We start from the raw sequence: 12,149 nt of genomic DNA, 5'->3' as shown, positions 1-12,149 counted from the left end.
CCAAGGGGATTCGCGCGGGTCTGTTCCGGTTGCGCCGACCTGAAATGGAGATACACCGATGACCGAGCACCACACCACCACCGAGGCCGGTGCTCCGGCGCCGAGTGACAGCGACGCACTGACGGTCGGCCCGGACGGCCCGATCCTGCTGCAGGACCATTACCTGCTCGAACAGATGGCGATGTTCAACCGGGAGCGCACGCCGGAACGCCAGCCGCACGCCAAGGGCGGCGGAGCGTTCGGCCGCTTGCAGGTGACGGCGGACGTCAGCGCCTACACCCGCGCCGCGGTATTCGCGCCGGGCGCCGAAACCGAACTGCTAGCCCGGTTCTCCACCGTCGCCGGCGAACGCGGCAGCCCCGACACCTGGCGCGACGTGCGCGGCTTTGCGCTCAAGTTCTACACCGCCGAGGGCAACTTCGACATCGTCGGCAACAACACCCCGATCTTCTTCTTCCGCGACCCGATGAAGTTCCAGCACTTCATCCGGTCCCAAAAGCGTCTGGTGGCAAGCAATCTGCGCGACCACCACATGCAGTGGGATTTCTGGACGCTCAGCCCGGAATCGGCGCATCAGGTGACCTATCTGATGGGTGACCGGGGTCTGCCGAAATCCTGGCGGCACATGAACGGCTACGGCAGCCACACCTACAGCTGGGTCAATGCCGCCGGCGAGATCTTCTGGGTCAAGTACCACTTCATCAGCGATCAGGGCGTCGAGTGCCTCACTCAGGACGAGGGGGAGCGGCTCGCAGGCGCCGACGCCGACTACCACCAGCGCGATCTGTACGACGCGATCGAACGCGGCGAATACCCCAGCTGGTCGGTGAAGGTACAGATCATGCCGTTCGAGCAGGCGAAGACGTACCGGCTCAACCCGTTCGATCTCACCAAGGTGTGGCCGCACGCCGACTATCCGCTGATCGACGTCGGACGCTTCACGCTGGACCGCAACGTGTCCGACTACCACGCCGAGATCGAGCAGGCGGCGTTCGAGCCCAGCAACACCGTGCCCGGCACCGGCCTGAGCCCCGACAAGATGCTGCTGGCTCGCGGCTTCTCCTACGCCGACGCCCATCGTGCCCGGATCGGGACCAACTACAACCAGTTGCCGGTCAATGCACCGAAAACGGAGGTGCACGCCTACTCCAAGGACGGCGCCATGCGGTTCCGCAACGCGAGTGACCCGGTGTACGCGCCGAACTCGGTCGGCGGCCCGGTGGCCGACCCGGCCCGCGCCGCCGAGGTGCGCTGGCACGCCGACGGAGACATGGTGCGCGCCGCGTACACACTGCGCGAAGACGACGACGACTTCGGCCAGGCCGGAACCCTGGTTCGGCACGTCTACGATGATGATCAGCGAAAGCGACTGGCCGACAACATCATTGGACATGCTTCCAACGGAGTGCGGGAGCCGGTGCTGTCGCGGGTGTTCGAGTACTGGCACAACGTCGATCCGGACCTGGGCCGCGCCGTGGAGGCGGGGGTGCGGGCCAACCTTGCCTGACGGGCGGGCCGTCGTCCTGGCATGATCGAGCCATGAGTATCAAAGTCGTTTTCGCCACCGAGTCGACAGCGACCGGCGGTGGTCGAGACGGCCACGTCCGCTCCGCGACCGGCCGCATCGACCTGGACACCCGCCCGCCGCGCGAGCTGGGCGGCAACGGTGAGGGCACCAACCCCGAGGAATTGTTCTCCGCGGGCTACGCGGCGTGTTTCCTGGGCGCGCTGCGCCTGGTGGCGCGCCGGTCCGCCGTCGCGCTCGACGACGCCACCAACGTCACCGTCCAGGTCGCCCTGGGTAAGGACGCCGCCACCGAAGAATTCGGCCTGACCGGAACCATCATTGGGAATCTGCCGGGGCTGTCGCAGGCCATCGCCGACGACCTGATGGCGCAGGCCCACGAGGTGTGCCCGTACTCGCGCGTCACCCGCGGCAACGCCGACTTCATCGTGTCGGCGACGGTGTAGCGTGCGGGCCGCCGCGGCATTGGTGGTGGCGACCGGTCTGGGGCTCGCAGCTGCCCCGGCGGTCACGGCACGGCCCTCCGACCCGGGCGTGGTGTCCTATGCGGTCCTGCCGAAAGGGTCGATCGGAAACATCGTCGGCGCCCCGATGGGTTGGGAAGCCGTGTCCGGGGCGCCGTTCCAGGCGTTCTGGGTCGACGACCCGGCCTGCAACAACTGGGCCGACATCGGCCTGCCCGAGGTCTACAACGATCCCGACCTGGCCTCCTACAACAGTGCGGTGACCCAGACCTCGGCCACCGACCAAACCCATTTCGTCAAACAGGCGGTCGGGGTGTTCGCCACCGAGACCGCTGCGGAGCGGGCTTTCCACCGGGCGACCGACCGCACGACCGGGTGCTCGGGTCGCACCACGGCGATGCACCTGGACAACGGCGCCACGCAGGTGTGGGCGTTCGAGGGCGGGCCGGCCGCCGCGGCCGACGCCGGCTGGACCAAGCAGGAGGCCGATACCGATCGCCGCTGTTTCAACCAGACCCGCCTGCGGGCCAACGTGCTGTTACAGGCCAAGGTCTGCCAGTCCGGCAACGCCGGGCCGGCGGTGAACGTGCTGGCCGGGGCGATGCAGAACTCCCTGGGCCAGTAAACGGCGGTCAACTTGTCGGGCGACTCCGGTAGCGTCGGGGAAATCAACAGGCGGAGGGGTTGATATATGGGGCTCGTCGCGGCGACACCACTGTCCCGCGCCGATGACCCGCGCCCCCACGCGGATGAACTGTGCGGGGCCGCCGAAGCCGCCGAGTACATCGCTGTTCGCTGCCTCACCGATGCACCGCTGGGCCGGGTGGGCCTGGAGATCGAGGCGCACTGCTTCGATCCGGCCGATCCGCTGCGCCGCCCCGGTTGGGCCGAGATCGGCGAGGTGCTGACGTCGCTGCCGGTGTTGCCGGGCGACAGTCGGGTCACCGTGGAACCCGGTGGCGCGGTGGAACTGTCCGGCCCGCCGCTTCCGGGTGCCCTCGCCGCGATCGAGGCGATGGCCGCCGACCAAGCGGTGCTGCGCTCGGCGTTCGCCGACGCCGGGCTGGGGCTGGTGCCCCTCGGCGCCGACCCGCTGCGTCCGGCGAGTCGGGTCAACCCCGGCGCGCGCTACGCGGCGATGGAGCAGTTCTTCGCCGCCAGCCACACCGGCTCGGCCGGCGCGGCGATGATGACGTCGACGGCCTCGGTGCAGCTCAACCTCGATGCCGGACCGCGGTCGCGCTGGGCCGACCGGGTGCGGCTGGCGCACGCGCTGGGCCCGACCATGGTCGCGATCGCCGCGAACTCCCCGCTGTTGGGCGGGGAATTCTCCGGCTGGCGCTCCACCCGGCAACGGGTGTGGAGCCGGCTGGACTCGGCGCGCTGCGGTCCCGTCCTGGGTCTGGACGGCACCGATCCCGCCGCGGACTGGGCGCGCTATGCGCTCAAGGCGCCCGTGATGCTGGTGCATGCCCCGGAGGCCAGCCCGGTCAGCCGTTACGTGCCGTTCGCCGACTGGGCCGACGGCCGGGTGCGCCTCGGCGGCCGTCGCGCCGGGGTCAAAGACCTCGACTACCACCTGACCACCCTGTTTCCGCCGGTGCGCCCGCGAGGGTGGCTGGAGATCCGCTACCTCGACAGCGTCGGTGATGCACTGTGGCCGGCCCTCGTCTTCACCCTGGCCACCCTGCTCGACGACCCGGTCGCCGCCGACGCCGCCGCCGACGCGGTCGAGCCCGTCGCGACCGCCTGGGACGTCGCCGCCCGGATCGGCCTGGCCGACCCGCGCCTGCACAAGGCCGCGCGCCGGTGCCTGGAGCTGGTGGCCGATCAGGCGCCGGCGCCGCTGCGGGCCGGGATGGACCGGCTGGTCGGGCTGGCCGAACGGGCCCGCTGCCCAGCCGACGACGTCGCCGACGAGGTGGGCCGCACCGGTGTCCCGGCGATGGTGGCCCGGCTGGCGCGAGGGCAGTCGTGAGCACACCGGAGACGCTGGCGCGCGGCCTGGCCCGGGCGCGCGAGCGCACCCTGGCGCTCGTCGACTTCGACGACACCGAACTGCACCGCCAGTACGACCCATTGATGAGCCCGCTGGTGTGGGACCTGGCCCATATCGGTCAGCAGGAGGAACTGTGGCTGCTGCGCGGCGGCGATCCGGCCCGGCCCGGGACGCTGCCAGCCGACGTCGAGGGCCTCTATGACGCGTTCGTCCATCCCCGGGCCAGCCGCGTCGATCTGCCGTTGCTGAGCCCGGAGCAAGCCCGGAAGTATTGCGCCACAGTTCGATCCCAGGTCTTCGACGAACTGGACGCCCTGCCCGATGATTTCGGCGATTTCGCCGACGGCTTCGTGTTCGGTCTGGTGCTCAGCCATGAACACCAGCACGACGAGACCATGCTGCAGGCACTGAACCTGCGCACCGGCGCGCCGCTGCTCGATGCGGGGCGACCGCTGCCGGCCGGGCGGCCCGAGCTGGCCGGGACCTCGGTGCTGGTGCCCGCCGGTGAATTCGTGCTCGGCGTCGACCTCACCGATGAGCCGTTCGCGCTCGACAACGAGCGGCCGGCCCACCGCGTCGAGGTGGCCGCGTTCCGGATCGGCCGGGTACCGGTGACCAACCGCGAATGGCGGGCGTTCATCGATGACGGCGGCTACCGGCAGCCCCGGTGGTGGACCGAGCGAGGCTGGAACCACCGGGAGCAGGCCGGCTTGAGCGCGCCGCAATTCTGGAGTCCTGACCATGCCTCCCGGACCCGGTTCGGCCGCGTCGAGGACCTTCCCGACGACGAACCGGTGCAGCATGTCAGCTACTTCGAGGCGCAGGCGTATGCGACGTGGGCCGGCGCCCGGCTGCCCACCGAGATCGAATGGGAGAAGGCCTGCGCCTGGGACCCCGGCGCCGGCGCCCGACGCCGCCACCCGTGGGGCGAGGGTGAGGCGATGGCCGAGCTGGCCAACCTCGGCGGCGCGGCGCTGCGGCCGGCTCCGATCGGGGCGTATCCGGGCGGCGCGTCGGCGTACGGGGCGCAGCAGATGCTCGGCGACGTCTGGGAGTGGACGAGTTCGGCGCTGCAGCAGTGGCCGGGCTTTGCGCCGATGATCTACCAGCGCTATTCGGAACCGTTCTTCGGCGGCGACTATCGGGTGCTGCGCGGCGGCTCGTGGGCGGTCGCGCCCGAGATCCTCCGGCCCAGCTTCCGCAACTGGGATCACCCCTACCGGCGGCAGATCTTCGCCGGAGTGCGACTGGCCTGGGACGCCTGATGTGCCGGCACCTGGGCTGGCTGGGCCGGCCGCGATCGCTGGCCGAGTTGATCCTGGAGCCGCCGGGCGGGCTGTTGGTGCAGTCCTACGCGCCGCGCCGCCAGCAGCACGGATTGCTCAACGCCGACGGTTGGGGCGCGGGGTTTTTCGACGGCGCGGTGCCGCGCCGGTGGCGTAGCGCGTCGCCGTTGTGGGGCGATACCTCGTTCGCGTCGGTGGCTCCGGCATTGTCGAGCCACTGCGTGGTGGCCGCGGTGCGCTCGGCCACCGTCGGTATGCCGATCGAGGCCAGTGCCGCCGCCCCGTTCACGGACGGCAACTGGCTGCTGTCGCACAACGGCGTGGTGAACACCGCGGTATTGCCCACCTGCTCTGGAGCCGAATCCGTTTGTGACAGCGCGATACTGGCCGCGTCTGTCTTTGAGCGAGGCGTGGCGTCACTCGGCGAGTTGGTCGCCGAGATCGGTGCAGCTGACCCGCAGGCCCGGCTGAATATGCTGGCCGCCAACGGTTCCCGGCTGCTGGCGACGACCTGGGGGGACACCTTGTCGATGCTGCACAGCGCCGATGGCGTGCTGCTGGCCAGCGAACCCTACGATGACGACCCGCGCTGGGTGGACATACCCGACCGGCACCTGGTCGAGGCCCATGACGGCGACGTCAGTGTCACCGCGTTGGAGGTGAGCCGATGAGCGTCTCACTGTCCAACCATCTGGCGGCCGACGCCGCCCGCATCGCGTTGCGCACCGATGTTCGTCACGGCCTGCGTCAGACTCCGAAGTCACTGCCGCCCAAATGGTTCTATGACAAGGTCGGCAGTGAGCTGTTCGACCAGATCACCCGGTTGCCCGAGTACTACCCGACCCGCGTCGAGGCGGAGATCCTGCGTGATCACTCCGCGGAGGTGGCACAGCTGTCCGGTGCTGACACCCTGGTCGAGCTGGGTAGCGGCACCTCGGAGAAGACCCGGATGCTGCTGGATGCGCTGCACGCCAACGGTTCATTGCGCCGGTTCGTCCCGTTCGATGTCGACGCCGGCGTGCTGGAAACGGCCGGGGAGGTCATCGCCGGGGACTACCCGGGTGTTCAGGTGGACGCCGTGTGCGGCGATTTCGAGCACCATCTGGCGCAGATCCCCGCCGGGGGTAGGCGGCTGTTCGTGTTTCTGGGCTCCACCATCGGCAACCTGACTCCCGGGCCGCGTGCGGAGTTCCTGGCGGCCCTCGCCGCGGCGATGCACGATGGCGACGGGCTGCTGCTGGGCACCGATCTGGTCAAGGACACCGCACGGCTGGTGCGCGCCTACGACGACGCCGCAGGTGTCACCGCGGCGTTCAACCGCAACGTGCTCGCCGTGGTCAATCGGGAGCTCGACGCCGACTTCGACCTGGACGCGTTCGCCCATGTGGCGCGGTGGAATTCGGCGGAGCAGCGCATCGAGATGTGGCTGCGGGCCGGTACCGATCAGCACGTCAGCATCGGTGAGCTGGATCTGGTCGTCGACTTCGCGGCCGGCGAGGAGATGCTGACCGAGGTGTCGTGCAAGTTCCGGCGCGAGCAGGTGGCCGCCGAGTTGGCCGCCGCGGGGCTGCAGAGCCGGCGGTGGTGGACCGACGCGGCAGGCGATTTCGGTCTGTCTCTCGCGGCCAAATGAGTCTCGCCCACAGCTGGCGCGCGGCGCGCCCGCCGGTCGCCGGGTTGCACTTGGACAGCGCCGCCTGTTCGCGGCAGAGCTACACCGCAATGGCGGCCGCGGCGCAGCACGCGCGCCACGAAGCCGAGGTCGGCGGTTATGTCGCCGCCGAAGCAGCCGCACCGCTGCTCGACGCCGGGCGGGCGGCGTTCGCCGCGCTGACCGGGATGGCCGGCGCCGAGGTGGTGTTCACCACCGGCTCGCGCCATGCGCTGGATCTGCTGTTGTCCCGATGGCCCGCCGGCCGCACGCTGGCCTGCCTGCCCGGCGAGTACGGGCCCAACCTGGCGCTGGTGGCGGCGCGCGGTTTCCGCCGGCGGATGCTGCCGGTGGACGGAACCGGTCGGTTGATGCTCGAGGAGGCAGCGGCCGCGCTCGCCGCCGATCGGCCGGACCTGGTGCACCTGACCCCCGTCAGCAGTCACCGGGGACTGGTGCAGCCGCTGGCCGGGCTGGCTGGGGTCTGCGCGGAAGTGGGAGTGCCGCTGGTGATCGACGCCGCTCAGGCGCTGGGCCAGATCGACTGCGCCGTCGGCGCCGACGCCGTCTACTCCTCCTCACGCAAATGGCTGGCCGGCCCGCGGGGCATCGGGGCGCTGGCGGTACGGCCCGAACTGGCCGACCTGCTGGCGTCCGGTCCGGAAGCCGGTGACGAGAATGTCGCTGCGCAGGTGGGGTTTTCAGCTGCCCTGGGGGAGTATCTGGCAGCCGGGCCGGCGGCTGTGCGGGCCCGATTGGCCGAGGTCGGTTCGCTGAGCCGGCGGGCGCTGGCGGGGTTGACGGGCTGGCGGGTGGTCGAGCCGGTCGACGAGCCGAGCGCGATCACCACGCTGGCGCCGACCGACGGTGCCGACCCGGTGGCGGTGCGCTCCGCCCTGATCGCCGAGCACCGGATGGTCACCACCGCCGCCGGCGTCGAACGCGCACCGCTGGAGCTGACCGGGCCGGTGCTGCGGATCTCGCCGCACGTCGACACCACCGAGACGGACTTGGCGGCCTTCGCCGAGGCGCTGGTGGCCGTGACATCGGCGGACTAGCGCGCCAAACCTGCGCGGAGCCAAGTCTTAGCCGGATTGATCAATGATGGTCTCGAATTGTGTTCAATTGGCCTTTATTTGTGAAAATTGACGCTTTGGCAAATGGGTTCGCTGCCAGACATACCGCGAATCAGCACGTCAGACAGCTATTCATCATCATCTGTCCCGTTGTCTGGCTATTTCAGATTTCGTAGTGAATAGCGGGCGCGAATTGCCGCTTCGGGCAGTAGCCTGCGCTCAGGGGGAGGACGGGACTGATTCGACTCGGCGCCGCCCACCCGTTCAGACCGCGTGCGGACCCCTTTCTGTTTTCGAGATGCATAGGCGGTACCACCTAGTGACGAGCACGATCAACAAGGAACACACCCGCAGCACGACCGGCAAAATGGGCTTGGCCGAAATATTGCTGGCGCTCGCCGGCGGCGGCGAGCCCCCGATCAGGATCACCGCTTACGACGGCAGCAGCGTCGGGCCCGAGGACGCCCCGCTCGGGGTGGAGTTGCTCACGCCGCGGGCCACCACCTACTTGGCCACCTCACTCGGTCAACTCGGGATAGCCCGGTCCTACATCACCGGTGATCTGGAACTGCGCGGCGTACATCCGGGCAATCCCTACGAGGTGCTGAACGCCCTGGCGGATCTCGAGTTCACCCAGCCGTCGCCGCAGACGCTGCTCAACATCGTCCGCTCGATCGGTCTCAAGCATCTCCGGCCGATCGCGGCGCCTGCGGAGGAAGCGCCGGCCAAGTGGCGCCGGCGCGCCGCGGCCGGCCTGCGCCATTCCAAAGCGCGTGACGCCGACGCGATCCATCACCACTACGACGTGTCGAACACCTTCTACGAGTGGGTGCTGGGTCCGTCGATGACCTACACCTGCGCGATCTACCCGAGCGCGGACGCGACCCTGGAGGAAGCGCAGGAGAACAAGTACCGGCTGATCTTCGACAAGCTGCGACTCAAGCCTGGTGACCGACTGCTCGATGTCGGCTGCGGGTGGGGCGGCATGGTGCGTTACGCGGCTCGCCGCGGTGTGCGCGCGATCGGCGCCACCCTGTCAGCCGAACAGGTCGCGTGGGCCCAGAAGGCGATCGCCGACGAGGGGCTCTCCGATCTCGCCGAGGTCCGGCACTGCGACTACCGCGACGTGCGGGAGGCCGGTTTCGACGCCATCTCGTCCATCGGGCTGACCGAACACATCGGGGTGAAGAATTACCCGTCGTACTTCCGGTCGCTCAAGGACAAGCTCCGGCCCGGCGGTCTGCTGCTCAACCACTGCATCACGTTGCCGGACAACTCCACCTACAAGGGTGACGCCTTCACCGACCGCTATGTCTTCCCGGACGGGGAGATCACCGGCGCGGGCCGCATCATCACCCAGGTCCAGCAGACCGGTTTCGAGGTGGTGCACGAAGAGGACTTCCGGCACCACTACGCCAAGACGCTGCGCGCCTGGAGTCAGAACCTGGTCGACCACTGGGACGAGGCCGTCGCCGAGGTCGGCTTGGGACGGGCCAAGGTGTGGGGCCTGTACATGGCCGCATCAGTGCTGGGCTTCGAGCGCAACCTTTTTCAGCTGCACCACGTGCTGGCCGTCAAGGTCGACGAGCGGGGCGACGACGGCGGCCTGCCACTGCGGCCCTGGTGGCAGCCGTAGCAGCCGATGGCTGAGTGCGGTGTCGGCGCCGGATGGGCGTCGACACCGCACCCATCGCTCACTTGCCGAACAGTCCCCCGCCACCGCCGAAGAGGCCACCTCCGCCGCCGCCGAACAGGCCGCCGCCAGGCTTGCCGCCGCCGAAGATACCGCCACCTGGGTTGCCGCCGAAGATGCCGCCACCCGGTTTGCCGCCGCCGAAGATACCGCCGCCGGGGTTGCCGCCGAAGATGCCGCCACCCGGTTTGCCGCCGCCGAAGATGCCGCCCCCGGGATTGCCACCGAGTTTGGGCAGCGAAGGCGCGCTGGGTGCGGGCAGTGTGGGCAGCGATGGTGCCTGCGGTGCTGGAAACGCCGGTAGTGCCGGGGCTTTGGGTGCCGGCAGCCAGGGCATCGCGGGTGCCTTAGGAGCGGGAAGGCCGGCCGGTGGGCCTGAACTTGGCAGCTGCGCCGGGAGATTCGGCAGCTGGAATCCCGGGCTGGGGTTGACCGCCGGTGCGTCGGGCAGCTTGACCGGCAGCTCTGGCAGCTGCATGCCGGGGCCGGGGTTGACGGCCGGTGGGTCCGGCAGCTTGATCGGTGCATCGGGCAGCTTGACCGGCGGGTCAGGCAGTTGAACCGGTGGGTTGGGCTTGATCACCGGCGGATCGGGCAGTTGAACCGGTGGGTTGGGCTTGATTACCGGCGGGATCGGCTTGATCACGGGCGGTTGCGGTTTGACCACCGGCGGGTTGGGTTTGACCACGGGCGGAGTCGGAATCTCCACCGGCGGGTTGGGTTTGATCACCGGCGGGATCGGCTTGATCACCGGCGGTTGCGGTTTGACCACGGGGGGAGTCGGAATCTCTACCGGCGGCAGCGGTTTGACCACGGGTGGAATCGGAATCTCCACGGGCGGAAGCGGTTTGACCACCGGCGGGTCGGGCTTGACCACCGGTGGGGTCGGAATCTCCAGCGGCGGTGCGGGCAGCGCGCTGGGCGGTGTGGGAGCGGCCGGCAGCTTCGCGGGCAGCCCGAGCAGGAAGGACAGATCAGGCAGAGCCGCCGCGACCGGTCTGATCGCGGGAGTCGAGTGCGGCACCGGCAGCGGAGCCGGGGTGAAGATGAAGGGGTTCGCGACGGGCACAGCCGGGGACGGCGTATGCAACGGGGGGCCGAACATCGGGGGTGCCGACGCGTCCGGCGGCGGCGGAATCGGAACCGACACCGGCGCCACGGGCGGCATGTCCAGCGGCGGCAGTGGCAGTGCGTCCGGCTGGTTTCTCGCCACCGGCGGCTCGACGTACGGCTGCAAGGCGGGCTCCTGCAGCTTCGGCGGTTCGAGCGGGAAACTCAGTACCCGGCCGATCTCCGGTCGCAACGCGACCAGGTTGGGAGTGATGTCCAGCGCCATCGCCACCATCAGCGCCGAGGCCGCAGCGAACGTGGCCGAAGCCAGCACCGTACCGGCGACCAGCAGCGGCCGCCTGGCCGGCGCAGCCACCGGTTCGATGAGTTCGGTTGCGGCGTCGGCATCTTCGTCGGGCACCGCACTGTAAGCCAGATCGTCGGCCCCGAAACCGGGGATGTCGTAGTACCCGGCAGCGATCGCACCAGAGTCAGCTTCCTGCGTGTAGGCCAGCGCCGCGGTCGACGCCTGAACAGCGCCGGTCACTCGGGTGGAGGCCAGCGCAGCACCGCGGGCCAGCGCCGCGTGTGGCTCCGCGGGCTCACACACCTCATAGCCGCACGTCGCCTCCAGCCGAGGCCGGATCGCGCTCGAGTCGGCCTCGGGGCAGACCAGAAGCAGGCCGTCCGGGCAGGTCTCCGGAGCGTTCAGCCGGCCGGCGACCGTGTCGACCGCGGCGGTGGGATCGCCCGCGTTCAGGGGCTGGCGGAACAGGCGGGTGATGGCGCCGTCGGCGCAATCGATCACGGCGAGGGTCGCCTCCGTCAACTCGATCGACAACAGGCCCATCCGATCGCAGCCGACCGTCTGACCCAGGTTCTGCGCCAGGCTCGCGGCCGCCAGAGCGGGGGAGATCACGGCGACGTCGTCGAGGCCGTTGGCGGCCAACCGGGAACTCACCGCGGCGGCATCCAGCGGGTCGGTCACCGTCAACCCGGTCGAAACCAAGTGGTACCCGGCGTAGCCGGCGGCTTCGCGCGCCTGCAGGATCGCGGCGATCGCCGCGTCCACCGCGGCGAAGTCGGTGACGGTCTCGGTCGGCACCTCGAAGTTGTGCGTCTCCAGGATGACGCCGTCCCCATTCTCACCGCCCACCAGCACGGTGTGGATGGTGGCCGGCGGTGTTGATGCAAGTGCCACACCGAGAACGACGTCCATTGCTTCTCCGATTGATCGAGCTCCACGTGCCCGGGCCAGGCGACGAGGGTTTACCAACGGCTTCGCCGACTCGATCGACACCGTTTGTTCACCACTACGACATCTACCGGTGACACATGGAAATATGCGATCGCACGAATAAATACTGTCTGATGGCTTCGTGAAGACTGTCTAATTTTGTGGGCG

Annotated in this window: 10 protein-coding genes; 9 read left to right on the top strand and 1 reads right to left on the bottom strand. The window is 69.4% G+C overall.

The features are described from left to right. Positions 1 to 58: 58 nt before the first annotated feature. From AC5Y31_RS08690 to AC5Y31_RS08650, 9 genes are all read left to right on the top strand, one after another. Positions 59 to 1,507 (top strand): catalase, encoded by a 1,449-nt coding sequence (locus AC5Y31_RS08690; RefSeq protein WP_065024550.1) that lies wholly within the window; start codon positions 59 to 61, stop codon positions 1,505 to 1,507. Positions 1,508 to 1,539: 32 nt separating this feature from the next. After that, positions 1,540 to 1,971 (top strand): Ohr family peroxiredoxin, encoded by a 432-nt coding sequence (locus AC5Y31_RS08685; protein ID WP_065024551.1) that lies wholly within the window; start codon positions 1,540 to 1,542, stop codon positions 1,969 to 1,971. 1 nt (position 1,972) lies between these two features. After that, a complete protein-coding gene (locus tag AC5Y31_RS08680; protein WP_499979616.1) occupies positions 1,973 to 2,614 on the top strand; it encodes a sensor domain-containing protein in 642 nt (213 codons plus the stop codon). A 66-nt stretch (positions 2,615 to 2,680) separates the two neighbouring features. Next, on the top strand, positions 2,681 to 3,967 hold the full coding sequence (gene egtA, locus AC5Y31_RS08675; protein WP_499979615.1) for an ergothioneine biosynthesis glutamate--cysteine ligase EgtA: 1,287 nt from the start codon (positions 2,681 to 2,683) through the stop codon (positions 3,965 to 3,967). Continuing rightward, positions 3,964 to 5,253, top strand: a complete 1,290-nt coding sequence (egtB, locus tag AC5Y31_RS08670) for an ergothioneine biosynthesis protein EgtB (RefSeq protein ID WP_499979614.1) — start codon at positions 3,964 to 3,966, stop codon at positions 5,251 to 5,253. The genes egtA and egtB overlap by 4 nt, the downstream gene beginning before the upstream one ends. Continuing rightward, positions 5,253 to 5,945, top strand: a complete 693-nt coding sequence (egtC, locus tag AC5Y31_RS08665; RefSeq protein WP_499979612.1) for an ergothioneine biosynthesis protein EgtC — start codon at positions 5,253 to 5,255, stop codon at positions 5,943 to 5,945. The genes egtB and egtC overlap by 1 nt, the downstream gene beginning before the upstream one ends. After that, positions 5,942 to 6,907, top strand: coding sequence for an L-histidine N(alpha)-methyltransferase (gene egtD / locus AC5Y31_RS08660; RefSeq protein ID WP_499979610.1), 966 nt, complete (start codon positions 5,942 to 5,944; stop codon positions 6,905 to 6,907). Before egtC ends, egtD begins: the two co-directional genes overlap by 4 nt. Continuing rightward, complete coding sequence (egtE, locus tag AC5Y31_RS08655) at positions 6,904 to 7,983, top strand: ergothioneine biosynthesis PLP-dependent enzyme EgtE (RefSeq protein ID WP_499979608.1); 1,080 nt, start codon at positions 6,904 to 6,906, stop codon at positions 7,981 to 7,983. Before egtD ends, egtE begins: the two co-directional genes overlap by 4 nt. 385 nt (positions 7,984 to 8,368) lie before the next feature. Further along, positions 8,369 to 9,637 (top strand): class I SAM-dependent methyltransferase, encoded by a 1,269-nt coding sequence (locus AC5Y31_RS08650; RefSeq protein ID WP_499979778.1) that lies wholly within the window; start codon positions 8,369 to 8,371, stop codon positions 9,635 to 9,637. Positions 9,638 to 9,695: 58 nt separating this feature from the next. Here AC5Y31_RS08650 and AC5Y31_RS08645 read toward each other — a convergent pair whose 3' ends face one another. Then, complete coding sequence (locus AC5Y31_RS08645; RefSeq protein ID WP_499979604.1) at positions 9,696 to 11,963, bottom strand: DUF7159 family protein; 2,268 nt, start codon at positions 11,961 to 11,963, stop codon at positions 9,696 to 9,698. Between the last annotated feature and the right edge of the window lie 186 nt (positions 11,964 to 12,149).

The sequence above is a fragment of the Mycobacterium sp. NGS18 genome, from assembly GCF_059813185.1.
The sequence above is the reverse complement of the archived record's forward strand: the minus strand, read 5'-3'. Positions and strand labels throughout refer to the sequence as shown.

Coding starts and splice junctions, on each gene's coding strand:
- AC5Y31_RS08690 (WP_065024550.1), top strand. CDS start 59: ATGACCGAGCACCACACCACCACCGAGGCCGGTGCTCCGGCGCCGAGT.
- AC5Y31_RS08685 (WP_065024551.1), top strand. CDS start 1,540: ATGAGTATCAAAGTCGTTTTCGCCACCGAGTCGACAGCGACCGGCGGT.
- egtA (WP_499979615.1), top strand. CDS start 2,681: ATGGGGCTCGTCGCGGCGACACCACTGTCCCGCGCCGATGACCCGCGC.
- egtC (WP_499979612.1), top strand. CDS start 5,253: ATGTGCCGGCACCTGGGCTGGCTGGGCCGGCCGCGATCGCTGGCCGAG.
- egtD (WP_499979610.1), top strand. CDS start 5,942: ATGAGCGTCTCACTGTCCAACCATCTGGCGGCCGACGCCGCCCGCATC.
- egtE (WP_499979608.1), top strand. CDS start 6,904: ATGAGTCTCGCCCACAGCTGGCGCGCGGCGCGCCCGCCGGTCGCCGGG.
- AC5Y31_RS08650 (WP_499979778.1), top strand. CDS start 8,369: ATGGGCTTGGCCGAAATATTGCTGGCGCTCGCCGGCGGCGGCGAGCCC.
- AC5Y31_RS08645 (WP_499979604.1), bottom strand. CDS start 11,963: ATGGACGTCGTTCTCGGTGTGGCACTTGCATCAACACCGCCGGCCACC.